Source organism: Seonamhaeicola marinus, from assembly GCF_008085455.1.
In genome coordinates, this window is the sequence record NZ_VSDQ01000679.1 from 1,027,619 (window position 1) to 1,054,015 (window position 26,397).

21 protein-coding genes are annotated in these 26,397 nt (G+C 34.6%); 8 read left to right on the plus strand and 13 right to left on the minus strand.

All coding sequences use genetic code 11. The annotated features are described in order from the left end of the window. Positions 1–34 precede the first annotated feature (34 nt). On the plus strand, positions 35–1,516 hold the full coding sequence (locus tag FUA24_RS15385; protein ID WP_148543899.1) for an aminotransferase-like domain-containing protein: 1,482 nt from the start codon (positions 35–37) through the stop codon (positions 1,514–1,516). 7 nt (positions 1,517–1,523) lie between these two features. Here the strand turns inward: FUA24_RS15385 and FUA24_RS15390 are convergent, their stop codons facing one another. Continuing rightward, positions 1,524–2,438: a dihydrofolate reductase gene (locus FUA24_RS15390; RefSeq protein WP_148543901.1), complete on the minus strand. Its 915-nt coding sequence runs from the start codon at positions 2,436–2,438 to the stop codon at positions 1,524–1,526. 299 nt (positions 2,439–2,737) lie between these two features. Here FUA24_RS15390 and FUA24_RS15395 point away from each other — a divergent pair, with 299 nt between their 5' ends. Then, complete coding sequence (locus FUA24_RS15395) at positions 2,738–3,034, plus strand: isoamylase early set domain-containing protein (RefSeq protein ID WP_148543903.1); 297 nt, start codon at positions 2,738–2,740, stop codon at positions 3,032–3,034. A 74-nt stretch (positions 3,035–3,108) separates the two neighbouring features. On the opposite strand, the gene FUA24_RS15400 is transcribed toward FUA24_RS15395, so the two are convergent. The 6 genes from FUA24_RS15400 to FUA24_RS15425 form a co-directional block, all read right to left on the minus strand. After that, on the minus strand, positions 3,109–5,916 hold the full coding sequence (locus tag FUA24_RS15400) for a T9SS type A sorting domain-containing protein (RefSeq protein WP_148543905.1): 2,808 nt from the start codon (positions 5,914–5,916) through the stop codon (positions 3,109–3,111). 170 nt (positions 5,917–6,086) lie between these two features. Further along, positions 6,087–6,911: a thymidylate synthase gene (locus FUA24_RS15405; protein ID WP_148543907.1), complete on the minus strand. Its 825-nt coding sequence runs from the start codon at positions 6,909–6,911 to the stop codon at positions 6,087–6,089. A gap of 162 nt (positions 6,912–7,073) precedes the next feature. Continuing rightward, positions 7,074–8,576, minus strand: a complete 1,503-nt coding sequence (locus FUA24_RS15410) for a NupC/NupG family nucleoside CNT transporter (RefSeq protein WP_246147060.1) — start codon at positions 8,574–8,576, stop codon at positions 7,074–7,076. A gap of 9 nt (positions 8,577–8,585) precedes the next feature. Then, positions 8,586–9,209: a bifunctional nuclease family protein gene (locus FUA24_RS15415; protein WP_148543909.1), complete on the minus strand. Its 624-nt coding sequence runs from the start codon at positions 9,207–9,209 to the stop codon at positions 8,586–8,588. A gap of 117 nt (positions 9,210–9,326) precedes the next feature. Beyond that, positions 9,327–10,286: an electron transfer flavoprotein subunit alpha/FixB family protein gene (locus FUA24_RS15420; RefSeq protein ID WP_148543911.1), complete on the minus strand. Its 960-nt coding sequence runs from the start codon at positions 10,284–10,286 to the stop codon at positions 9,327–9,329. A gap of 75 nt (positions 10,287–10,361) precedes the next feature. After that, positions 10,362–11,108 carry an electron transfer flavoprotein subunit beta/FixA family protein gene (locus tag FUA24_RS15425; protein WP_148543913.1) on the minus strand — a complete coding sequence of 249 codons (747 nt, stop codon included), beginning with the start codon at positions 11,106–11,108 and terminating at the stop codon, positions 10,362–10,364. Between the two features lie 411 nt (positions 11,109–11,519). On the opposite strand from FUA24_RS15425, the gene FUA24_RS15430 reads away from it, so the two are divergent. Together FUA24_RS15430 and FUA24_RS15435 are read left to right on the plus strand one after the other, a co-directional pair. Then, positions 11,520–12,497, plus strand: coding sequence for a pyruvate dehydrogenase complex E1 component subunit beta (locus FUA24_RS15430; protein WP_148543915.1), 978 nt, complete (start codon positions 11,520–11,522; stop codon positions 12,495–12,497). Between the two features lie 149 nt (positions 12,498–12,646). Then, complete coding sequence (locus FUA24_RS15435; protein ID WP_148543917.1) at positions 12,647–15,142, plus strand: DUF5686 family protein; 2,496 nt, start codon at positions 12,647–12,649, stop codon at positions 15,140–15,142. A gap of 69 nt (positions 15,143–15,211) precedes the next feature. On the opposite strand, the gene FUA24_RS15440 is transcribed toward FUA24_RS15435, so the two are convergent. After that, positions 15,212–16,252 (minus strand): alpha/beta fold hydrolase, encoded by a 1,041-nt coding sequence (locus FUA24_RS15440; RefSeq protein WP_148543919.1) that lies wholly within the window; start codon positions 16,250–16,252, stop codon positions 15,212–15,214. Positions 16,253–16,333: 81 nt separating this feature from the next. Beyond that, positions 16,334–16,819: a DUF2867 domain-containing protein gene (locus FUA24_RS15445; RefSeq protein WP_148543921.1), complete on the minus strand. Its 486-nt coding sequence runs from the start codon at positions 16,817–16,819 to the stop codon at positions 16,334–16,336. 75 nt (positions 16,820–16,894) lie between these two features. On the opposite strand from FUA24_RS15445, the gene FUA24_RS15450 reads away from it, so the two are divergent. Then, positions 16,895–17,515, plus strand: a complete 621-nt coding sequence (locus FUA24_RS15450; protein ID WP_148543923.1) for a TetR/AcrR family transcriptional regulator — start codon at positions 16,895–16,897, stop codon at positions 17,513–17,515. On the opposite strand, the gene FUA24_RS25235 is transcribed toward FUA24_RS15450, so the two are convergent. Beyond that, entirely contained in the window at positions 17,512–18,255 is a 744-nt protein-coding gene (locus FUA24_RS25235; protein ID WP_187388297.1) for a glycine-rich domain-containing protein, read from the minus strand. The two genes, FUA24_RS15450 and FUA24_RS25235, sit on opposite strands and share 4 nt — an antisense overlap. A 47-nt stretch (positions 18,256–18,302) precedes the next feature. Beyond that, positions 18,303–19,196, minus strand: a complete 894-nt coding sequence (locus FUA24_RS15460; protein WP_148543925.1) for a LysR family transcriptional regulator — start codon at positions 19,194–19,196, stop codon at positions 18,303–18,305. Positions 19,197–19,436: 240 nt separating this feature from the next. Between FUA24_RS15460 and hutH the strand changes: the two genes are divergently transcribed. The 3 genes from hutH to hutI all read left to right on the plus strand — a co-directional run bounded on the left by hutH (position 19,437) and on the right by hutI (position 24,311). Continuing rightward, on the plus strand, positions 19,437–20,933 hold the full coding sequence (gene hutH, locus FUA24_RS15465) for a histidine ammonia-lyase (RefSeq protein WP_148543927.1): 1,497 nt from the start codon (positions 19,437–19,439) through the stop codon (positions 20,931–20,933). Between the two features lie 139 nt (positions 20,934–21,072). Beyond that, positions 21,073–23,070, plus strand: a complete 1,998-nt coding sequence (locus FUA24_RS15470; RefSeq protein WP_148543929.1) for a urocanate hydratase — start codon at positions 21,073–21,075, stop codon at positions 23,068–23,070. Next, positions 23,070–24,311: an imidazolonepropionase gene (gene hutI, locus FUA24_RS15475; protein WP_148543931.1), complete on the plus strand. Its 1,242-nt coding sequence runs from the start codon at positions 23,070–23,072 to the stop codon at positions 24,309–24,311. The genes FUA24_RS15470 and hutI overlap by 1 nt, the downstream gene beginning before the upstream one ends. Here the strand turns inward: hutI and FUA24_RS15480 are convergent. Together FUA24_RS15480 and FUA24_RS15485 are read right to left on the minus strand one after the other, a co-directional pair. Then, positions 24,300–24,944, minus strand: a complete 645-nt coding sequence (locus FUA24_RS15480) for a 4'-phosphopantetheinyl transferase family protein (protein WP_148543933.1) — start codon at positions 24,942–24,944, stop codon at positions 24,300–24,302. The two genes, hutI and FUA24_RS15480, sit on opposite strands and share 12 nt — an antisense overlap. A gap of 96 nt (positions 24,945–25,040) precedes the next feature. Next, positions 25,041–26,390 carry a thioesterase domain-containing protein gene (locus tag FUA24_RS15485; RefSeq protein WP_148543935.1) on the minus strand — a complete coding sequence of 450 codons (1,350 nt, stop codon included), beginning with the start codon at positions 26,388–26,390 and terminating at the stop codon, positions 25,041–25,043. Positions 26,391–26,397: the final 7 nt, after the last annotated feature.

Consider the following 26,397-nt stretch of genomic DNA (forward strand, 5'->3'; position numbering starts at 1 on the left):
ATCATCCAGAAATCATTTTTTAAGTAGTCCAGTTATGATTCCCTATAAAACCATAGTTAATTTTAGTAGAGAGAGTAGAACTCCTGTTTATATTCAACTTACTAATCAGTTTATTCAGCTTATAAAAGATAGAACCTTATTGCCGAGAACAAGGCTGCCAGGAAGTAGAACACTTGCCGAGTTATTGGAGGTGCATAGAAAAACAGTTGTGGCGTGTTATGAAGAATTGGTTTTACAAGGTTGGGCAGAAAGTATTCCTCAAAAAGGAACATATGTGCATCATAATCTCCCCGAGTTGAACCAACAAAAGTTAGACAATTCTTTGGGGGTAAAGGAAAATAACAAATCTGGCTTTTATTTTAATAAAGATACCACTCTAGATAGAAATTTTCCACAAGCATTCGATGCGTCTTATATGTATGTAAATGATGGTGTAAATGATGAACGCTTAACACCAACTGATGAGATAGGTGTTATATACAGAAAATTGTTAGGAAAGAAGAGTAACTTGGTGCATTTTGGTTATGGTACTACTTATGGAAATTTAGAGTTGAGAACAACCTTAGTAGACTATTTAAATGAAACACGAGGGTTGAACATAAGTTTGGATAATATTATGATTACCAGGGGAAGTCAAATGGGTATGTTTCTATCTTCTCAAATATTGTTTGAAAATGGAGGATATATAATTGTAGGAGAGACTAACTATAGTTCATCTGATACTACCTTTGAATATGCCAAAGCAAATATTTTAAGAGTTCCAGTTGAAGATGACGGATTGAGTATAACTGCAATCGAAAAGCTTTGTAAAGACAAAAACATTAGAGCGGTTTATACAACATCTCATCATCATCATCCCACTACCGTTACTATGTCGGCAAAAAAGAGGTTGCAATTACTCAATTTAGCGAAATGTTATGAGTTTGCCATTATTGAAGATGATTATGATTATGACTTTAATTATAATCATGCACCTATATTACCTTTAGCAAGTCATGATGTTTCAGGAAATGTAATTTACGTTGGTTCTATCTGCAAAACAGTAGCACCAGTATTTAGGGTAGGGTATTTGGTGGCATCGAAAGACTTTGTAGACGAATGCGCAAAACTTAGACGATTTATAGATAGGCAAGGAGATGCAATATTAGAAATGACCTTTGCAAAATTTATTAAGGAAGGAAGTTTAGACCGTCATAAAAGAAAAGTACTCAAGACATATAAGGAACGAAGAGATTTGTTTTGCAAACTACTCAAGGAAGAACTCGGCGCCTATTTAACCTTTGAAATTCCAAAAGGAGGAATGGCCGTGTGGGTAACATTAAGTAAAACGTATACTTGGTCTCAAGTTACAGAGGTGGCCAAAAACCAAAAATTATTGTTTGTAGAATTGCAACGATATGATAGAGCAAACATAGGACATAATGGTATTAGAATAGGTTTTGCACGTTACAATACCGAAGAGATTAAAGAATTTATAAAAAGACTGAAAACAACGCTATTGCTTTTAGATGCTTAAAGGAAGGTTATTTTCTTATGTAAGTGATAAACGAAAATTCATGATCATGATTGGCATCTTTTTTATGGAATTCATTGTCAATTTCTTGCCAAATGTTCAGATCTATTTCTGGAAAAAATGCATCAGCTTCAAAAGTTTCATGAACTCTTGTTAACTCAATTTTATTGGCTATCATCATAGCCTGCTCATAAATTTGTCCGCCACCAATTATAAAGGGTTGTGAATCATTTTTAGAAGCGTCAATAGCAGCTTCTAAACTATTTACGATAATAACACCCTTAGGCGCTTTGTAGTCTACTTGTCTTGTAATAACAACATGTGTTCTGTTAGGTAGCGGTTTAGGGAAACTCTCAAAAGTTTTTCGCCCCATAATGATGTGATGTCCGTTGGTTAAAGATTTAAATCTTTTTAAGTCATTACTTAAATGCCAAATTAACTTGTTGTCTTTACCAATGGCATTATTTTCAGCGGCAGCAACTATTATCGTTAACTCAGAACCTGTTGTATCGGAACTTTTGGTCTCATTATAGACCTCACTTTCAGCAATTACTGGCGCTTCTTTTTTTAGTTCGCTTTTTATCTTTTCAATTCGTGCTTTTTGAAGAGAAACAAGTTTGTCTAATTGCTGTTGTTCCCAAGATTTCCCCATGAATTTATGGGTTACAAACACATTAAAAGTATGGTACAGTAAAAAGAATAACCAAACCAAAATAGCAAAGACAAACCACTCAATACCTGCAATTTTAAAGTCTTTACCTATACCCAATACGGTATTTGCCAAAATTAGGAAAAGAGCACCTATTAAAAACATTGCAAAGTGCGCAAACAATCGTTTTTTTTGCTTTATGCGTCTCTGAGCATTCTGAATTAATTCTAACTGTTCTTTATCTATTTGAGGAGTGTTTTTCTTTTTTCCGAACATATATCTTAAATAAGGAACGTAAAGTTACTATTTTTAAGTGAGATGGATAAGAGAAAGGCTTCTGTATGTAAGGGTTTTCGAAAACGATTTAGTTATAAATCTTCTGAAAATCAGTTAAAAACGGTTGTTTTTTTGTTGCATATACCACATTTTTTTAAAGGTTTTTTTTTCTACATTAAAATATTGTTAAGCTATATTACTAAATTGATAATTCTTACACGTTTACGCATATAATTGATAACATGAGGGCTTTTGTTTTATAAATTTGTGCAATAAAACAACACGCAAAAATTATTATTATGGCAATTAAAAAACAATATTTAAAGAGTAAACCAATTTGTAAGGTAACTTTTTCTATTGAGGCAGAGGAAGCAAAAAAAGTATCTGTAGTAGGAAGTTTTAATGAGTGGAACGCAAAAAGTGCGCCCCTAAAAAAATTAAAAAATGGTACGTTTAAAGGTACTGTAGATTTAGATAAAGATAGTTCTTATGAGTTTAAGTATTTAGTAGATGGAGAGTATATTAATGATACGGCTGCCGATGCTTATGCTTGGAATGATTTTGCAAATGCTGAAAATAGCGTTGTAAACGTATAGTAAACAAAATATTATTTAATTAAAAAAGCGCTTTCATTGTGAAAGCGCTTTTTGTTTGTATTTTTTTAAGCTTATTAATTATTCTGGATAACAAACTTTTTAACACCTGTCTTACCATCTATATCCAGCTGTATAAAATAAATACCGGCTGTTAGATAGGAAACATTAATTTGGTTGTTTTCCGTGGTTCCCTTTGTGATTAATTTGCCCGAAACATTAATAATGGCATATTTCAAATCATTTTTAGCAGCTGGTACCCCTACATTAATTGTAGTAGTCGCTGGATTAGGGAATAAAGCTATTTCATCGCTAATATCATTTACATCATCAATAGATAAGACATCACTCACGGTAGCTTCAAACATACCGTTACCATGCGTACCAATAAGTAAATGACTGTCAGAGGGTCTATAGGCTAAAGAACTTACAACAGCATATCCTATCTCAGTTGGTGCTTCTCTTACCCAAGCATCTGTTACTACAGTTGGATCAGTTGAACTATATAATCCTCTAGCTGTTCCAACAAAATAAAGTGTCTGTCCTCCTACTTCTGTAATTGCAGCAGATCTTATAGAATGTAAAGATAAGTTACTCTCAACAGGAGTCCAAGTAGGGGAGACGTCGGTAGCATTTGTAGTTAAAAAGATGTTCGTAATTCCATAGTTTGAATACGTAGCTAAAACAATATCGGGATTGGATGGATGAATAGCTAAGCCTGTAACAATAGATGGCCATGTTGTTGTAGCACCATTAGGAGTTATATCAACAGCAGTAGATAAATCTGTTACATTTTGAGGGTCATTTATCCTTAAAATATGTCCAAAATCACCTCCCATAAGTAAATAGCTTGTTGAAGCGTTATAAGTACTTCTTGTAGTAGAAAAAACTTCAAACCATTCTTCACTATTTACAGGTGAACCATCAGAATTTCTATTTGTTGAACCGAATCCAGTTGGAGATCCGAGGTTTGTCCAAGTAGATGGGGTAACATTTGTAGCATCTGTTGTTCTAAACAGATTCCCTCTAGCCGCGTAATAAAGAGCGTTGTTATTATCTGGATCCAAATGAAAGTAGGTAACAAATTTACTTCCTGGACTAGAATCTGGTGTGATTTCAGAAAATGATGGACAGTCTTTATAGATAGATCCAGATTGAGAGCTGAAAAAGAAAGGCACGCAGGCATTGTCTCTTGAAATAGCACAAGCACCACCATCTCCAGAAAAATAGTCGAAATGCGAAGTTAAATTAGCCAAGGAGAAACTTGTTCCTCCATAAGTTGTTCCGTTGTCTTGACTACCTCCAATGACTCCATCCGAAGTATCAAGTGGGTCAATATTTACATGGTAAAATTGAAATGTTTGGTACGAGTTATTTAAGCTTGTCCAAGCTACAGTAGCAGCAGTGATGTCATCTGTTCTGTGTATACCTCCATCAGTACCAGTTAATAAAACATTAGTATTTACATTTGAAGGATTGAATACTAGCGCATGAATATCGGGGTGATGATTAGCATATTTTCCATAAGAAGTATTCGAGATGTAGCCTCCAATCCTTGTAAAACGACTACCTGAATCTGTTATGTTTTCTTTTTTATAAACATTAGTACCTCCAATTATAACAAAATTTGCATTATCTGGTTTAACACTTACAACTAAATCATAACCATTTTGTACTGAGAAAGGATTGTTACCAGCGTCTGAAGGATTTCCATCAGTATCACAACCTTCAGAAGGTAATACAGATGAATAGTCAGTAAAAGTTGTGGTCCCTTGATCCCATCTCCATAAGTCTGCTTCTTGAGTATCAGTGCTACAATCTGCTGTATTACCGTTTTCAAATAATACATACAGTAAATCTTGGTCAGATGGGGCTAAAGCTAATACCACGCGTCCAAAAGGTGTGAAATCAGCAGGATCAACACCATTGTCATTAATTCTAGACCATGAGCCAATACCTGTGGCTGAGGTCCAAACCCCTTCCCGAGAAGCGCTATGGTACCCTGAAAATCCCGCATAAATTCTACCGTTATTAGTGATTACAATATCTGTAACTTGGGCAGTTGTACTAAGCCCATCTGAAAGCTCAGTGGTCCACGAAGTTCCATCAAATCTTCTTATTTCTCCAATTACAGCAGCATATAAATGACCTGTAGTAGGGTGAACTGCTAGTTTACTTATTAAGTCAAAACGACTATTAAAACCTCCCTCATGAGCCGAATCTGTTGATGGGATTTGACTCCAAGTTATTCCTCCATTTGTGGATTGCCAAATGCCATCACCATAAAACCATGCGCCATTTACAGCCGAATTACCTAAAGCTTCACCTGTAGCATAGTACCATGTGTCTTCAAAGCCCGCTCTAGGGTCTTGAACAATTGAAGTGACATTATGTATTTCGTCATTAGCAGAAACTTTGGTCCATGTAGCTCCTCCATTTGTAGTTCTAAAAACACCTCCACTTACACCACCGGCAATCATGGTGTTACCACTAGCATCACTTCTGTCTATAACAAGAGCCCGTGTTCTTCCTCCAAAATTACTTGGGCCTCTATTAACATAAGCTGCTTGAGGGACTTTAGCGGTTAAATTGGTTAAAAGCTTTACATTTGCCCCTTGAGCCTGTTTTAGCTCTTGTTTTTTTTCTGCTTTAGAAATACTTTGAGTGTTGGGATTGACTTGCTTATAATATTCTTGTAAATTACGTTTTTCGTTATATAAAGCCTTTTCCTCAAGTGTTTTTTTAGTATTGTTCTGCTTTTGAAACTTCAGAGTAGTTTTGTCTAAACTTATAGGGTTAGTACTATTAGAATTTCGAAGATTTACTACTAAAAAAGTAATAAGCGTACATGAGGCTAACGTAGTTAGGAGTACTTTTTTTTTCACAATAGTGTCGTTTTTGGTTAATAAAAGATTATTTAGAATTTATCCAAACAAGATATACAATTTGTAGGTTAAAGCCTAAATTTTTTATTAACACACAACGAGTTGCGAAAGTGAGGTCGTACTTAGTTTGTAGAATTTAAGTAAGTAATACTTCTTAAAAGAACTATACTTTAAACAGCTACAGCACCCTTAATATGTGGGTGTGGATCATAATCCTGCAATGTAAAATCTTCAAATGTAAACTCAAAAATATCTTTAATTTCTGGGTTCAAAATCATTTTAGGGAGTGGTCTAGGCTCTCTGGATAATTGTAATTCCAATTGCTCAAAATGATTACTGTAAATATGCGCATCACCAAATGTATGAATGAAATCTCCTGGTTGGTAGCCGCAAACTTGCGCCATCATCATGGTAAATAATGCATAGGATGCAATATTAAAAGGTACGCCTAAAAAGATGTCGGCACTTCTTTGATACAACTGGCAAGATAATTTACCATTAGCCACGTAAAATTGGAAGAAAGCATGGCAAGGAGGTAATGCAGCTTTACCATTAGCAACATTTTCACTAAATGATACAGAAGTATCTGGTAATACCGATGGATTCCATGCAGAAACCAACATTCTCCTGCTGTTAGGGTTGTTTTTCAAAGTTGTAATAACCTCTTTTATCTGATCTATTTCGTCACTATTCCAGTTACGCCATTGATGTCCGTAAACAGGTCCTAAGTCACCATTTTCATCGGCCCATTCATTCCAAATTCGAACGCCGTTTTCGGTTAAATAATTAATATTAGTATCACCTTTTAAAAACCAAAGGAGTTCGTATATAATCGATTTTAAATGTAACTTCTTAGTAGTTACCATAGGGAAACCTTCACTTAAATCAAAACGCATTTGATAACCAAAAACACTTTTGGTTCCAGTACCTGTACGGTCTCCTTTTTCATTGCCATTCTCTAAAACGTGTTTTACTAGGTCGTGATATTGTTTCATATGTTTACACCTTCTTGCAAAAGCAAGAAACTAATTAAATTAATCTAAATTGTTGGGATGAGATGCCGATTAATAATCAGCATGACGTTTGGCTAAAATATAAAAAAGAGTATTTGAGTGCTCTTCAAAAATTAAGATGTTATAAGAAAGTTATTAACCAGATTAACCAATAATCATACCTGCAATTGTAGCAGATACTAAAGAGGCTAATGTGCCGCCAATTAAAGCTTTCATGCCGAATTGAGATAATACTTTGCGCTGTCCTGGAGCTAAAGACCCAATGCCACCAATTTGAATACCAATGGATGCGAAATTTGCAAATCCGCAAAGCATATACGTAGCCATTATAATAGATTTTTCGTAATTAAGATGTATGGCGTTAGAAGCGTTTTTTAAATCGGACAACTGGATGTAACCTATAAATTCACTAGCTGCAAGTTTAATTCCAAGGAGCTGACCCATAAGTGCCATATCTTCTTTCGCAACACCTATTAGCCACATTAAAGGTGCAAAAGCATATCCTAATATAAGTTCTAAGGATAAACTCTTATATGAGGTGTTTTCGGCTACCCATGTATTTAAACTTGTAACATCTCCAACCCAACCTAAAATGCCATTAAACATTGCTATAAAGGCAACGAATACCAATAGCATGGCACCAACATTAACAGCAAGTTTTAAGCCTTCTGTTGTACCGTTAGCAATTGCATCTAAAAAGTTAGACCCTATTTTTTCTTGAGATACTTTTACGTCTGTATTAATATTTTCTGTTTGTGGATATAAAATTTTTGAAATCACTATAGCTCCAGGAGCTGCCATTACCGATGCCGCCAACAAGTGTTTTGCATAGAACAGTCTAAGCGCAGGATCATCTCCACCCAAAAAGCCTATATAAGCTGCTAGAACAGCACCTGCAACAGTTGCCATACCACCAATCATTACCAATAGCATTTCCGATTTGTTCATTTTCTCAAGGTACGCTTTGATTAAAAGTGGCGCTTCTGTTTGTCCTAAAAAGATATTTCCAGCCACACTTAAACTCTCTGCACCGGATATTTTAAGAAGTTTAGATAATAGCCATCCAAAAGCTTTTACTACTTTTTGAATTATACCTAAATAAAATAAAACAGATGTTAAAGCTGAAAAGAATATAATAGTTGGTAATACTTGAAAAGCAAATATGAAACCGAAAGTGTCCATATCAACTACAAGACCTTCAAAAAGGAATTTACTTCCTGCTCTGGTAAAATCTAAAACACTTACAAAAAGACTTCCAATAAACTCAAAAATTACTTTTACAAATTCAACCTTTAAAACACCCACTGCTATAAGTAGTTGAAACGCTAAACCTATACCCACTATTTTCCAGTTAATAGCTTTTCTATTGCTACTAAACAGAAACGCGATGAAGACAAGAGAAATCATACCCAAAGCGCCGCGCCAAAGACTATTCATAGAAAAACCTTGGCTTGCGATTATCTCTATACTTTTTTCCGAAGAGTCTGCATTTATTTCATGATCTACAAGTGTTGTACTTGTTTCAGAATCACTGGTCACAGTTTCTGTTGAGACATCATTTAAAATTTCTTTTTCTGTTTCTTGTGCTTGTATTGAAGTTGTAATGACTAAAAAAAAGGCTAGAAAATACAGAAAAAGATGTTTCATAATGGGTAATTATTTTCGTTTGGAAATTTCGTCTCTAATACTTGCTGCTCGCTCGTAGTCCTCGTTTGCAACAGCATCATTAAGTAAGTTTTCTAGTTCTTCTAATGTCTTACCTGCGAAATTCTCTTTTGGAGCGTCTGGTTCTAATTCACTTGCAACTAAATCGTCAACTAAGATGCTGTCTTCCTTTGGTTGATCTTCATCATCTTTAGTTGGGTTTACTTTTAGGTAAATACCAGCTTTGTCTAGGATATTTTTATATGTGAAAATAGGCGCTTCAAAACGTAGGGCTAATGCAATAGCATCACTCGTTCTGGCATCTATTATTTCTTCAATTTTGTCACGTTCACAAATAAGGCTAGAATAGAAAACACCATCAACTAATTTGTGAATAATAACTTGTTTAACAACAATGTCAAATCTATCGGCAAAGTTTTTAAATAAATCGTGAGTTAAGGGTCTGGGAGGTCTAATTTCTTTTTCTAAAGCTATTGCTATAGACTGAGCTTCAAAAGCACCAATTACTATTGGCAATTTTCTGTCTCCATCAACTTCATTCAGTATCAGTGCATAAGCACCATTTTGGGTTTGACTATAAGATATACCCTTTATGTTTAATCTTACTAAGCTCATAATTTATAAAAACACAAAGAACTGTTTAAATTCGGAATTTACCAAACTGCCAAAGACAGATTTGTTATAATACACCAAATTATAACAGTTCCCTGAAATAAATTTATAAAAAATAATTTATTGTTGTGCTTTAAAAGCCTTTAATTTCTCTATTAATTGAGGTACTACAGTAAAGGCATCTCCAACTACACCGTAATCTGCAGCTTTAAAGAAAGGCGCTTCTTCATCTGTGTTAATTACCACCTTTACTTTAGAGGCATTTACACCTGCCAAATGTTGAATTGCACCCGAAATACCAATAGCAATATATAGGTTAGAAGCTACAGGTTTTCCTGTTTGTCCAACATGCTCACCATGAGGTCGCCATCCTAAATCTGAAACCGGTTTAGAACAAGCTGTGGCAGCACCTAAAACGTCGGCTAATTCTTCAATCATTCCCCAGTTTTCAGGACCTTTTAATCCACGACCACCAGACACAACAATATCTGCATCGGCAATGGTAACTTTATCTGTTGCTTTATCAACAGATTCTACAGTAATATTAGATTCTGCAATTGAAGGCGAGAAATCTTCAGATGTGGCTGCTCCATTATTTTCAACTAAACCAAAAGCGTTACTTGAAACACCAATAAGTTTAACGTCTGTATTAATTTGAGACACCTCAAATGCCTTATTTGTAAAAGCATTGCGTTTTACTGTAAAAGGAGCCGTACTACTTGGCGCTTCAATGACATTACTTGCGTAACCCGCGTTTAGACCAACAGCTAAAAGTGGTGCTAAATATTTACTATCGGCACTTGAGCTAACAACTACTACTTGTGCACCTTCTTTTTCGGCAGCTTGTTTTACGATATCGGCGTAAACTTTAGCATTGAAATTATTTAAATCGCCGTTCGATACATTTAAAACTTTATCTACACCGTAGCTTCCCAATTCAGAGGCATCATTAGCGTTTATTGCTAAAGCAGTAACCGTTGTTCCTAATTGATCTGCTACAGCTTTTGCATAAGAGGCAACTTCTAAAGCCCCTTTTTTAAATTTTCCTTGATCTGATTCTGTATATACTAAAACTGACATAATTTTTTGTTTTTGTAACCCCAAGCATGTTTCAGGGTCTCATTAAACTTTAGGTTAATTTGAAAAGATCCAAAATTAAATTACCTTAGCTTCGTTATGAAGTAAGCTAATTAACTCATCTAAGTTGTCTTCAGAAACTAATTTCACAGCACCTTTTGGAGCTGGCTTTTCAAACTTAACTGAAGAGGTTTCTTCTGAATTTTCAACCCCATCTACAACATTTAGTGGCTTTTTACGAGCCATCATAATACCCCTCATATTTGGAATACGCAAATCACTTTCTTCAACCAAACCTTTTTGTCCACCAATGACTAAGGGTAACTTGGTTGCAACAGTTTCTTTACCTCCATCTATTTCTCTTGATGCTTTGGCAGTATCTCCTTCAACCTCTAGGCCAATACAGTTGTTTACAAAATTAGCATCTATTAAACCAGCTAACATTCCAGGTACCATTCCGCCATTATAATCTATAGATTCTCTACCTGCAATGATTAAATCGTAACCACCATCTTGAGCAACTTTTGCTAATTGTTTGGCCACAGAAAAGCTATCTGTTGCAGCAGTATTTACTCTAATAGCTTCATCGGCTCCAATAGCAAGAGCTTTTCTTAAAGTAGGTTCTGTTTCTGCACCACCAATATTAACTACAGTTACCTTAGCACCTTGTTTTTCTTTAAACCACATAGCTCGGGTTAAGCCAAATTCATCATTAGGGTTTATAACAAATTGCACACCGTTAGTATCAAATTTGGTGTCGTTTTCACTAAAATTTATCTTCGAAGTCGTGTCTGGAACATGACTAATACAAACTAAAATATTCATATTACAACAATTTAATGTTTAGTTTCTAATTAAGTAAAGGGCGTAATTTATTTTTGTTACTATTTGAAAAACAGTTGTTTGTAAAGGTGTTACGCCTTAAAAAAAGCTTTTTACAGGTACGAAAGTAATTATTTTATTTCGAAAAAGTACTATGCATGCATAATAAATTTTATAAAAAATTACAGAAAAGAATAAAATTGGCGTAAATACTTTACAAATTTACAATTCTTTAATCGTTTAACTGAGGAATAAATAAAATAATTAGAGCATGCTTACGGTATTAATTTTTCATTTTTAGACTAGGATTTCTGTAAATTCTTCAATTTTAAAATACTCTACGTTTAACTACTAGTTTTTATGCTATTTAATTGCCAATAATTCATATTTTTGTTCCTCGAAAAAATAATTTAAATGAAGACAATTCAATTTAGAGAGGCTATTTGTGAGGCCATGAGTGAAGAAATGCGCAGAGATGAAAGCGTATATTTAATGGGTGAGGAAGTAGCAGAATATAATGGAGCTTACAAAGCTTCTAAAGGTATGTTAGATGAGTTTGGTCCAAAGCGTGTTATAGATACGCCTATTGCCGAACTTGGTTTTGCTGGTATCGCAGTAGGATCTACAATGACAGGAAATAGACCAATAGTGGAATATATGACGTTTAACTTCTCTTTAGTTGGAATTGATCAGATTATAAATAACGCCGCTAAAATTAGACAGATGTCTGGTGGACAGTTTAAATGTCCTATCGTATTTCGTGGCCCTACAGCTTCTGCTGGTCAGTTAGGAGCTACGCACTCACAGGCTTTTGAAAATTGGTTTGCAAATACGCCAGGTTTAAAAGTAGTTGTGCCATCTAACCCTTATGATGCAAAAGGTTTGTTAAAAGCGGCAATTAGAGATGATGATCCGGTTATCTTCATGGAAAGTGAGCAAATGTATGGTGATAAAGGTGAAGTGCCAGAAGGAGAATACGTTTTACCAATTGGTGTTGCCGAAATAAAAAGAAAAGGAGAAGATGTAACTATCGTTTCTTTTGGAAAAATTATAAAGGAAGCTTACAAGGCCGCAGACGAATTAGAAAAAGAAGGTATTTCTTGTGAAATTATCGATTTACGTACTGTTCGTCCTATGGATAGAAAAACAATTATTGAGTCTGTAAAGAAAACAAACCGATTAGTTGTTTTAGAAGAAGCATGGCCATTTGGTAGTGTTGCTACAGAAATAACATATTCTGTACAAGCAGAAGCTTTTGATTATTTAGATGCGCCAGTTGTTAAATTAAACACAGCTGATACACCTGCACCTTACTCTCCAGTATTGTTAAAAGAGTGGTTGCCAAATAGCGAAGATGTAATTAAAGCGGTAAAGAAAGTACTATACCAATAAAATAAAATTTTTTACGTTATATAAACTTCATCAGCCCGATAGTTGATGAAGTTTTTTAGTTTTTGGGGTAATTATTACATATTTTTTTCGACCCCATGCAACCAAACACAATTTTTTTGTGTCTAATAAATAGAACTAAAAATATTTAGATGAAGTTAAAACTGCTATGCGTGTTTTTATTTGGTTTGGGAGTGGCCATGGCTCAAACTAAAGTAAGTGGTCATGTGTTCGATGAATACAATCAACCCATTTCTTTTGCAAATGTTATTTTTCAAGGTTCTACAGAAGGAACAATTACGAATGAGAATGGTAAATTTTACCTAGAATCAGACCAAACTTGGTCAGAACTTTCTATTTCTTTTATAGGTTACGAAACATTAATAGTGCCTTTAGCTAAAAAGGTAAACTATAATCTAGAGTTTGTTCTTAAAGAAGAAGCCGCTCAACTAGATGCTGTGGTTTTAACCACGGGAAAGCAATCTAAAAAGAACAATCCTGCTATTGACATTCTTAGAAAAATCTGGAAACATAAACGTAAAAACGGACTTAAGCAATTTAAGCAATATGAGTTTGATAAATACGAAAAAGTAGAATTCGATATTAATACCATAGATAGTGCCTTGATTAAAAGTCGCTTATTTAGAGGTATGGAGTTTGTTTTTGAAGAGGTGGACACATCTAGTGTTACTGGTAAAACGTATTTACCAATGTTTATTAATGAGGCTGCATCTAAGGTATACGGGGATAACACCTTAAACAAAACAAAAGAAGTCTTAAAGGGAAATAAAAACTCTGGGTTTAGCGACAATCAAGTAATTATTGATTTTGTAGATGATCTGTATTCAGATTTCAGTGTTTATGATAACTATCTGAAATTTTTTGATAAAAGTTTTGTGAGCCCGTTATCCAGAACGGGTATCAATACATATAATTATGTGTTGGCCGATAGTGCTTATATTGATAATAAATTGTGTTTCAATATTATCTATTACCCCAGACGAAAAAATGAGTTAACCTTTAAAGGTGATTTTTGGGTAGCAGATACAACCTATGCCGTTAAAGAAATTAATTTACAAGCCTCTAAAAGTGCTAATATTAACTGGGTTAAAGAGATTTATATAGAACAGGAGTTTGATGTTTTAAATGATTCTTTATTTCTAGTAAAGCGTGATTATATGATGTCTGACTTCTCGTTTAGTAAAAAAGAAAAGTCCAGAGGAATTTATGGTAAACGAACTACCCTTTATGACAACTATAAATTCAATATTCCGAAGGATAAGAAATTCTATGATAAAGAAGTTTATAATTACGATAAAGATGTTTATGATAGAGATGATAAGTTCTGGGAAGAGAATAGGTTAGAAGCTTTAAATAAAGATGAAAAAGGGGTTTATAAAATGTTAGATACTCTTAAAACAGTTAAAAAGTTTAAGAGATTGTACAATTTAGGAAGTATCTTATCATCTGGATATATTGAGTTTAATACATTACCGCTAGACTACGGCCCTATTTTTTCTTCATTCGGATTTAATGAAGTAGAAGGCTTAAGATTACGAGCTGGTGGTCGTACCTATTTTGGTAGAAACGATCTTTGGCGTTTAGAAGGCTTTTTAGCTTATGGGTTTAAGGATGATAAATTTAAATATGGTATTTCTGGTAAATGGTTAATAGATAAAAAAAGCAGACTAATAGTTTCTGGAGGAAACAGACGGGATGTTGAACAGATAGGTGCCAGTTTAACAACAAGTACAGATGTTTTAGGTAGAAGTTTAGCCTCATCTGCCGTGGTGGGCACAGGGTCTAATGATAAGCTAACCTCCATAAACTTAACAAGTTTTGCCGTTGAAGCAGAACCGCTTAGAAACCTTATTTTTAGACTAGGAGCTAATTATAGAACATTAGAGTCGGCATCACCTACATTCAGTTTAGATTTTAACACGCCAAATGGTATAGAATCTGAAATTAAGCAATTTGAAACCTCGGCGTCCTTATTTTATTTCCCTGGTAGAAAAACTACTGGTTTTGGAGTAGAACGTATGGATGCTAATGATGATTTTGCGCGCGTTTTTGCTCAGGTTAGTAGAGGAGATAAAAGCCTATTTAATAGTGGTTTTGACTATACCAAAGTACAGTTTTCATATGTGCAACCATGGCAATTGGGTGGTTTTGGAAGGTTAACAACCTCTATAGAGGCAGGTAAAACCTTTGGTGAAGTACCACTTGGTTTATTAAGTGTTATTCCAGGAAACCAATCGTACTTCTCAATATACAATACCTTTTCTCAGTTAGATTTTTATGAGTTTGTGTCTGATACGTATACCTCATTCCATTTTGAGCATAATTTTAACGGACGTATATTTTCAAGAATACCATTGTTAAGAAAGCTAAACCTTCGTGAAATTGTAAGTGTTCGAGGTGTTTGGGGAGAGTTATCTGATGAAAACATTGCCTTAAGTAATGTACCGAGTAATCCGGCGAATTTGCAGTTGGTAGCTCCATCAGATAAATTGTATTATGAGTACGGGTTAGGTATTGGTAATATCTTTAAAGTCTTTAGATTAGACTTTAATTTTAGAGGGAGTTATTTAGATAACCCAGGTGCAAGAAAGTTTGGTATTACTGGAAGTTTTGGGTTTAATTTTTAAGTGTTCGATAAAGTCCAATTTAAGGGAAGTTTATCAGTTCTTGATTTAAAGTAAAGGAAAATTAATTGCTTATTTTGAATGGGTAATTTGTTCTGCAATTTTAAATTGAGCATCAACTACAGCTTGATTATGACCATGTGCAGCATTAGGTAAGAGAATGTATTTCTTTAATGGAGCAGTAATACTATCAAAATAAGGTTTGGTTAGTTCTTTTGGTGTTAGTATATCCTGCTCACCCTGAATTAAATAGATAGGGATTTTAATGTTTAAACCAGACCGCTTATAATCTATTCCTAACACCATTGATTTTATACCTATTTTTTCAAAACCAGCAAAGTAACAGAATGAATAGTCATCTCCATCATATCTGCTTTTGGCATCTATTTCATTGTCATATTCGGAGGCAATTTTAAACCAATTATTTGGAGCAGGTGTTGAATTGGCTCTTTCATATTTTTTTACAATTCTTAATAATTGACCAGTACTTCGGGCATTTTTATATGGTGGCTTCCCTAAAGATTTTAATTTTTTTAGAGAAACACTGTCTTTTGCAAGTTGAGATAGTTCTCGTGTTTTTTCGTAAGCACACTTAAAGCTTTCGCTAGGATTAACGACTTGCGAGTGCCCCAAATAGGCCTTAAAGAGTTCGGGTTTTTTCAATAACATTTCCATTCCTAAGATAGATCCCCATGAGGTTCCTACAAGAATAATTTTATCTTTTTTTAAATGGGAAATTAGGTATTGAGAGAGTTCAATACCGTCTCTAGTCATTCGATCAACCGTTAAAGGCGTATTTTGTATATATTTTTCGTCTAGTTTACTTGGCGCATTTCTCCCATAAGTTCTTCCAGCACCCCTTTGATCCCAATTCACCAAAATAAAATCATCTTCCCAAGATCCATACATTGTATTTTCAAATTGACTCATGGTGCTTCCCGGGCCTCCATGAAGAAATAGAATTACAGGTTTGGAGATGTCATTACCACGAATTGTAACCCATTGTTCAATTCCACCAATTAATAAGTATGAAGATTCATTAATAGATTTAGTTTGTCCTTTAAGGCTATTTATTCCAATCACAACAAGAATAGCAATACGAATTAGTTTCATGAGATGACAATTGATTGATTGATTGATTGATTGATTGATTGATTGATATGACGAAAACTAAGCTAAGTTGTTACAAAAGGATTAACATTTATAAGCCCGCTTCACCATACTCTTAACCACCACTCTATGAAACGGAGCTACAATAGCCATATATACCTTTCCAAACGTATTTTTATATTCTACTAAAGTGGTTACTTTAATATTAAAACTTGGTTCTTTGGAATCGTAAACACTGACTCTAAAGTTAAGATGCTTGTCATCTGCACCAAGCACAAGCTCATTATCAAGAATATCAAAAATTTTAAAAAAACCAGAATAGCTGCCTACTTTATAGTCTACATTATAATCTTTAGGCATTTCTACTTTTAAACCAAAGGGCTTTACAAGAGTGTTACGCAGTTTCATTAGGGCGCTAACCCATTTAGGGAATGTTCCAAAAATTAAATGTGCTACCGTTTTTAAATCATCTTTATGGTTGTTGGTAGAAAAGGTGTCTTTAAAATCAACTTGGTTTAAGGCGTTTTTAATGGCTTCGGTTTTCGGGATGTCTTCTTCTTTTACTTTCATAGTTTTTAAAATTAGGTCAAATATACTAATTTTTAATAAATTAGGTCAAGTGTACTAAATTATTATATTTGTGAAATGAAAAGGACTAAAGTTATAATTCTAGAAACAGCACTTAAACTATTTAATGAAGAGGGATTACCTAGAGTTACTCTTAGAACAATAGCTAGTACAATGGGAATTAGTCAGGGAAACCTTAACTACCATTTTAAAAAGCGAGATGAAATTATTGAAGGTTTATATTTTCAGTTAGTTGCCAAAATTGATGAAACTATAAAACGTAATACGACCACTAACAACCCGCTAGAAGGTTTTTTAAACATTTCGAAAAGCATGTTGTTTTGTTTTTATGAGTACCGCTTTTTTTTATTAGACTTTGTGCAAATAATGAGAGAAAACTCAAAGATAAAGGCGCACTATGCAATGCTTTTAAAATTAAGAGAACAGCAATTTTCAGAATTATTAGAACAATTAAAATCCGAAAAAATTATAAGAGAAGAACAGCTGCAAAATGAATATAGGAACCTTTACAAACGCGGACACATCCTTTCCGATTTTTGGATTGCAGCAGCTCAAACTCAAGGTAATGAAATAACTTCGGAATCCATAGATAGTCATTTTCAGATTATGGCTCAAGGATTCTATCCTTATTTAACTGAAAAAGGGAAAGAAGTATATTTTCACTTTATTAAGACCTAATCACATCCCCCACACCCGCTGCATCCACTACACCCAGAATCACATCCAGAGTCATTATCACTGTCACTGTCCCAAAACGTACATCCAGTGTCACAACCTGAATTACCATTACCATTTTTTGTCAGTATAATTAAAATAACAATCAAGGCAAGTATAGCAAGAATTATAAATATAGGAGCGCCTCCATCGTTTTTAGAAGCTATAAATAAGAAAGGAGCTATAATAAGAATACTGAGTATTGTAGAAATTCTTATTCTAGCTTTACTTGGTTTCTTTACTAACCAGTAATGATTAAGATTAACCCGACTAAAATTAATATCTCTAAATCTAGTTTTATTATCTTTCCAGATATTAGAAGGTGGTTGAAATCCAAACTCTTGTTCGTACATTTTAAAGCTGAGGTCGTAATTGTTAGAGAATTTCTTTCTCTCACTTCTACCTCCTTTTGTTGGGTTATGATGAATTTCTTTGTTTAGAGTTCCTTTACAGAAGTCATGCCAGTATGATTTTGTGTATGTTAGGTGTAAGTGCCACACTTGATCAACTGCATCAGATGGGGTAATGGGAGATTTGCTTACACAGCACAAGTAAATGAATTTTTTGTATTCTTCTACAACATTGAGGGCAAAGTCATGACTCCAACTATTATCACGAGCGAGTCTTTGAGAGAAATTAAAAGACGCTTCTTCATTATCTAATTTAAAACAACGTATTTTGTTCCAAAGGTGTTGGTCTATCATAAGCCTGATGTTAGTAGTTCTATCAGAGCGAATCTAGATGAATTTTTTTACAATGTCAAATTCTTTATAGCTTCTAGAAGATTTAGTAACATCGGATTTCTATTATTTTTATTCCAAACCACAGATAATGTTGTTTTCTGTTTTATTTTATCCAATTCAATAAACTTTAAATTTTCATTATTGTTAGCCGCTAGTGATTTGGGAACAATGGAAATACCAAAACCATTTTCAACCAACTTGTAGATAGAACCAGCATGAATAGTATTATGTGATACTATAGGAGAAAATCCGCTATCGTCAAAAATTTGCATTACTTTTTCATAATATGAAGCACTGTATTTAGGGTCAAAAAGTATAAAGGATTCATTCTTGAAGGATTCCAAGTTTTTCAAAGATTTTGAACTAACCTCAAAAGACTTAGGTAACACCAAACAAAAATTTTCCTTTAAAATAGGTTGAATTTCCAAACCTTTGGGCACACGTTCCAACCGAACAAAACCTAGGTCTAAATCAAAAGATAATAAATCATGAATTTGGGTTTCGTTATCCAATTCCTTTAAGCTAAAAACAACATTCGGAAAATCAGTTTCAAAAGCTAACAGTAAATTGGGTATAATGTCTTGCATTGCAGAACCTACGTAGCCAAATTTTAAATCGCCCATTTTACCATCATGAAGCAATTTAGTGTGTTGTAGTGTATGTTCTAAGTTTTTTAAAGTTATGGTGAGCTCTTTTTTTAGATATTCTCCAGCTTTGGTAAGTAGCACTTTTCTGTTGTGTCTTTCAAAAAGGGTAACACCTAAATCATCTTCCATTTGTTTTATTTGTCTACTTAATCCAGGTTGGGAAATATATAGCCGTTCAGCCGCACGTCTAAAATGCAATTCTTCGGCTACTGCCAAAAAATATTTAAGATGCCTTAATTCTAATTGATTACTCATAGTTATCAAATAATGACAAATTTAGTCTTTTTAAGCATTAGTTTTAAAGTTAATTTTGAATAAATCAAACTTTTGACGTATTCAATGGTTTCTGTCAATTCGAGTGAATTTTAAGATTTTGAGGAGTGAAATTTGTAACTAGAACAAGAATTCCGTCATAAAATTAGTTCTCGATACTATTTTTTAGCAAAAATAACTCGAACAGACCATACTTCAAGAGACTAACTAATTAGTGTTGTTATGACGTTCAAATACGGAATAGATACTTTAACAATTGATAAAGTTTTAGAAATAGCCAATGGCAACTTAAAAGCAGAAATATGTTCTGAAGCCAAAGAGAAAGTAAACGCTTGTAGAGAAAGGGTGGAATCTATGGCTAATGGAAATAAGGCTGTTTACGGCATAAATACGGGGTTCGGACCCTTGTGCGAGGTGCAAATTACACCAGAACAAACCAAAACGCTACAGAAAAATTTATTGCTAACGCACGCCGTAGGTGTAGGGGAGCCCATTGACAAACAGTTATCAAAAATCATGATGATTTGCAAGGTACATGCTTTATGTCAAGGGTTTTCTGGTGTGCGTTTAGCTTTAATAGAGCGCATAATTTATTTTATTGAAAATGATGTATTACCTGTAGTACCTAAACAAGGTTCGGTAGGAGCCTCTGGAGATTTAGCGCCACTATCACATTTGTTTTTACCACTTATTGGAGAAGGTGACTTATGGATTGAAAATGAAATTAAACCTGCCAAAGAGGTGCTAAAGGTAAAAGGTATAAGCCCAATGGAGTTGCATGCTAAAGAAGGTCTTGGTTTAATTAACGGTACCCAATTCATTTTAGCACATACCATTATTGGATTGAAAAAGATGGAATATCTCCTTGATTTGGCCGATGTTGCAGGAGCCATGAGTATTGAGGGGTATCAAGGTAGTTTTTCCCCATTCAGAGATGAATTACATAAGATCCGTCCATATAAAGGAACAATTGAAGTGGCTGAACGCATGTTTATGTTGCTTTACAAATCACAGAATGTAGATTCTCATGAAAACTGTGGAAGAGTACAAGACCCTTATTCCATGCGCTGTATTCCCCAAGTGCATGGCGCATCAAGGAACGCTTTTTATCATTTAAGTGAATTGGCTGAAATTGAAATGAATTCAGTTACAGATAACCCTATCGTATTAAGCGATGTAGAGGCTATTTCTGGTGGCAATTTCCACGGACAACCCTTAGCTATGGCTCTGGATTATTGTACGGTTGCCGCCGCTGAATTAGGAAATATTGCAGACCGTCGTTGTTATCTGTTACTAGAAGGAAAGTATGGACTGCCCAGATTGTTAACTACAGGTGGCGGCGGGTTAAACTCTGGATTCATGATTCCACAGTATACAACGGCTGCTTTGGTAACTGAAAATAAAAGTTTGTGTTTTCCGCCATCTGCAGATAGTGTACCTACTTCTTTGGGACAAGAAGATCATGTGTCTATGGGAAGTATTTCTGGTAGAAAGTTCAATCAAGTATTAGAAAATTTAGAAAAGATTTTGGCTATAGAATTGATGTATGGTGCGCAAGCTTTAGAATTTAGAAGACCCAATACATTCTCGGATATTATTGAGAAAAACTTCAGAATTATTAGAAGTAGAGTGCCAAAACTGGAAGATGACAGAGCTCTAAAAGCTGATATTGATGCAATGATAGATTTAGTGAAGACTCAAGCATTTAATTTAAGATAGCTGCAATTTATAGCGTCATTCAGAGGGAGGAACGGACCGAAGCATCTCTTTTGAGATTTCACAAAGTTTATCTTGAGCAGAGTCAAAAGGCTCATACTTTACTCTGTCGAAATGACAACAAAATTAAATAAGGTTTATTATGACATTTCAAGAATATATATTACAAGGGATTCCAAATGAATTGCCGCCTAAAAGGGAATATCCGGAAGGTGTTAATAGAGCACCAAAACGAAAAGATATTCTAACTGTTGAGGAAAAACAACTGGCTATTAAAAATGCACTACGCTATTTTCCAAAATCGTGGCATAAAGCATTAGCTGAAGAATTTGCCAAAGAATTAAATATGTATGGTAGAATCTACATGCATAGATTTAAGCCGGATTATAAAATATATGCAAGACCAATTTCAGAATATCCTTCTAATTGTTCGCAAGCAGCTGCTATTATGCTGATGATCCAGAATAATTTAGATCCAGCAGTAGCACAACACCCAGAGGAACTAATTACATATGGTGGCAATGGTGCAGTATTTCAAAATTGGGCGCAATATCTGTTGACCATGAAATATCTGGCAACTATGACGGAGGAACAAACATTACATATGTATTCTGGTCATCCTATGGGCGTATTTCCTTCGTCCAAAAATGCACCTAGGGTGGTGGTAACAAATGGAATGATGATTCCTAATTATTCTAAACCCGATGATTGGGAAAAATTTAATGCACTTGGGGTTACGCAATATGGACAAATGACTGCTGGCTCATTTATGTATATTGGTCCGCAAGGTATTGTACACGGTACTACGATTACGGTGATGAATGCCTTCAGGAAAATTTTAAATAAAAGCGAAACATCTCATGGGAAAATATTTTTAACGGCAGGTTTAGGAGGTATGAGTGGTGCACAACCAAAAGCAGGAAACATTGCGGGTTGTATTACAGTTGCGGCAGAGGTAAACCCTAAAGCCGCTAAAAAACGCTATGAACAAGGCTGGGTAGATGAATTAATTGAAGGTTTAGATGATTTGGCTACTCGCGTGAAGCAAGCGCAGGCAGAAAATGAGGTGGTGTCTATAGCTTTCATTGGTAATGTTGTTGATGTTTGGGAGCGTTTTTATGAAGAAAATATTTTTATTCATGTAGGGTCAGACCAAACCTCTTTACATATACCGTGGACAGGCGGTTATTATCCAGTAGGTGTAACTTACGAAGAAGCTAACCGATTGATAAGTGAAGCACCAGAAGTGTTTAAACAAAAGGTTCAAGAGTCACTGCGAAGACATGCTGATACCATCAATAAACACACCAAAAGAGGCACGTATTTCTTTGATTATGGCAATGCTTTTTTATTAGAAGCATCTAGAGCAGGAGCCGAGGTTATGGCTGAAAATAAAGTTGATTTTAAATACCCTTCGTATGTGCAAGATATTTTGGGTCCTATGTGTTTTGATTATGGTTTTGGTCCATTTCGTTGGGTGTGCACATCAGGAAAACCTGAAGACTTAGATAAAACCGATGCTATAGCTGCCGAAGTATTGCAAAGCATAATGAAGGATGCCCCAGAGGAAATAAAATTACAGATGCAAGACAATATAACTTGGATAAAAAATGCAAAACAAAATAATATGGTTGTTGGGTCTCAAGCCCGAATATTATATGCCGATTCAGAAGGACGCATGAAAATAGCGATGGCTTTTAATAATGCCATAGAAAAAGGAGAAATTGGCCCCGTAGTTTTAGGAAGAGATCATCATGACGTAAGTGGAACAGATTCGCCGTTTAGAGAAACCTCTAATATCTATGATGGTAGCAAATTTACTGCAGATATGGCAATGCATAATGTGATTGGGGATAGTTTTAGAGGGGCTACCTGGGTATCTATCCATAATGGAGGTGGTGTTGGCTGGGGCGAAGTTATCAATGGAGGTTTTGGAATGCTGTTAGATGGCTCTAAAGAAGCTAAAGAGCGACTAAAAAACATGTTGTTTTATGATGTAAATAACGGAATTGCTCGCAGGAGTTGGGCAAGAAACGATGAGGCTATTTTCGCTATAAAGCGGGAAATGAAACGTACACCTGGCCTAAAAGTGACTTTGCCTAACTTAGTAGATGAAAACCTATTGGAAAATTTGTTTTAATGAAGATATTATTCAAAAATATAAAAGAATTGCTTCAGGTTAGAAACGAACCAATAAAGTTTGTTTCTGGAAAAGACATGAGCATTTTACCAACTATTAAGCATGCCTTTTTAGTAGCTGAAAATGGTTTAATATTAGACTTTGGAACTATGGATGATTGTCCTAGTGCTAGTTTTGATGCTATTATTGATTGCACTGGAAAAATGGTGATGCCTACTTGGTGCGATTCTCATACGCATTTGGTATACGCCGGAAACAGAGAAGGGGAGTTTGTAGATAGAATCAATGGCTTAACGTATGAAGAAATAGCTAATAATGGCGGTGGAATTTTAAATTCAGCCAAGGTGCTACAGGAAACATCAGAAGAAGAGTTGTACAATCAGAGTAAGGTGCGGCTAGAAGAAATTATCAAATTAGGAACTGGAGCGGTTGAAATAAAATCAGGATACGGTTTATCGGTAGCAGCCGAATTAAAAATGCTGAGCGTCATTAAAAGACTAAAAGAAAATTATCCTATTGAAATTAAAGCAACTTTATTAGGAGCGCACGCTGTTCCTAAAGAATTTAAAGATGACAAGAATGCCTATGTAGATTTGGTTATTAATGAACTTATACCAAAAGTAGCTGAAGAAAATCTTGCTGAATATATTGATGTATTTTGCGAAACAGGTTATTTCTCTGTAGAAGATACCACCCGAATTTTACAAGCAGGAAAACAATATGGTCTTATCCCCAAAATACATGTGAATCAATTTACTGCTGTTGGTGGGGTACAAGTTGGTGTTGAACAACACGCTTTATCAGTAGATCATTTAGAAGAAATGAGAGAAGAAGATATTAAGGTTTTAAAGGATACTAATACCATGCCTGTTGCTTTACCTGGGTGTTCTTATTTCTTAAGTATTCCCTATACGCCAGCTAGAAAGATGATTGATGCCGGATTACCATTAGCTTTAGCAACGGATTATAATCCAGGGTCGGCACCTTCTGGCAATATGAACTTTGTAGTGTCTACGGCATGTGTGAAAATGAAAATGACGCCGGAAGAAGCAATTAATGCAGCTACAATAAATGGTGCTTACGCTATGGGCTTACATGACAAATTAGGGTCAATCACAAAAGGAAAATTGGCAAATATGATCATTACAAAACCTATTAATTCTTTTGGGGTTATACCCTATAGTTTTGGACAAAGCCATGTGGAGTCCGTATTTGTAAAAGGAAGACCATTATTTACCTAATTGTTGCATATCAAACTTTAAGTAATCAACACGTTTTACTTCTCCCCTAACAGCTAATGCGCCCTTATACTCCGGTAAAGTATCAAAAGGAATAATCCTCCAGTTATTTTTTTCATTCGTATCATAATGGGTTTCATATAACTCGGCAGAATTATCAGAATCAAGAGATATGCTGAAAGCGTCTAACGGAAAGGATAGCCCTTTGGCATTTGCCTTAATAAACGCTTCTTTCCTTGTCCAGCCACGATAAAATATTTCGGTTTGGTCTGCTTTAGATAAACCATTTATAAATGCTATTTCACTTTTTGAAAAATAGTTTGCTACGATGTCCATGACATCGAAATCCGTTTTTATATGCTCTACATCGACTCCTATCTCGTTGTTTTTCGTAAAACCTATAACAATAAGGTTTTTGGAATGAGATACATTAAACATAAGGCCGTCATTGTTTTCTACACTAGGTTTTCCATAAGCGCCGTAGTAAAAGGAAATTGATTTTGGGGTTACTTTAAGGTATTTGCCCAAAAGTAATCTTAATGCCCCACGAGCAATAATATAGGTGTATTTGTCTTTGTTAAATTTGAATTTATTTGCTTTAATTTTCTCATCTTCACATAATAAACTCTCAAACAAGCTTAGACTTTTAATTTGTGCTGAGGTCTTTTCTATTTTCCAGATATGTACAACGTTTTCTTCCAGTCTAAAAATATTAAAAAAGTAGAGGGTTAATTATTCAACAAAAACTTGATCAATTTTTTCTGAAACATACTTAATGTCTGAGGCCTCAAATAGGGTGTTATGGTGTCCTTTTGTATACGTAACGTTTACGTTGCCCGAAGTTAAGTTTTTCCAAGATTGAATTGTGAAGTCTTCAAATCTTTTATCCTCTTTGTGAGTAAGTATAAGCGAAACATCTCCAGAATGTCTCTTAAATTTATAATCAACGCTCATCTTTCTCAAATTGGCTTTTAGCTTTTCAAGTTCTTTTTCATGGGTTTTACCAAAGAGTTTAACGAGAATAGGTTCAATGAGGTAATATCTCTCTTGGAAAAAGTGCTTTAAAGTTTTGAATGGAGATAAGAAAAAACGCTTAAAGAAAAACTTTATTCGAACCATTAAGGTTTCGTTATCAGTGGCATTCCATGCAGAGGCCATAGTGTCTATAACAATAATGTTAACCTGTTCTCCAGAGCGTTTTAATAAATAAGAAATCTCATTACCAACCGAGGTACTAAAACAATATACTAGAATATTATACGGTCCTTTAGACTGCATTTTCTTTATAGTTTTTAAGTAATCTGCGGCCATATCTTCAACATTCTCATGCATTTCCTCATCGCTATTTAGGCCAGCGGGGTTAAGCGCATATATAGGTCTGCCTTTCTTTAAATGATCTTTCAATGGTCCGTAAAAAAAAACATGTCCTCCACCAGAATGAATACAAAACAAAGGGTTTTTATGCCCTTCTTTTCTTATAGTGGTTAAGAAGCCTTCTGATTCATTATTGGTAGAACTATTTAAAATAGCTTTAGACATCGCTCTGATTGTTTGGTTTTCAAACAATTGATTGGGTCTTAGGTTTAATCCCGATTTTCTGGCTTTAGAAACCAATTGAATACTCAATATAGAATCCCCACCAATCTCGAAAAAATTATCGCTTACACTAATTTGGGAGATTCCTAAAACGTCTTGCCAGAGTTTAACTAATAGCTTTTCAGTATCATTTTGAGGAAGATCAATATCCTGAGGAACTTTATCTTCGTAACCCTTATAACTTACTTTGAGGTTGGATTTGAGGTTGTTTAAGTCAATTTTTCCATTGGGTAAACGTGGAATATCTTGAAGTTCGAAAATATTGCTTGGAATCATATAGCTTGGCAGCTTATTCCTTAAGTAAAGTTTAAAATCAGTAAAGTTTATCTGGTTTTTAGACTTAATATAAGCATTTAGCAGTTTTACCTTACTTCTATTAGAAGTTAGCTCATTAGCTCGTTTTAAGGCTAATATGTTTAGCTTTAATCTATATTTTTCCTCGTCGGATAACTGCTGGTATTTTTGAATCAGTTCTTTTTGGGTCATAACTTAT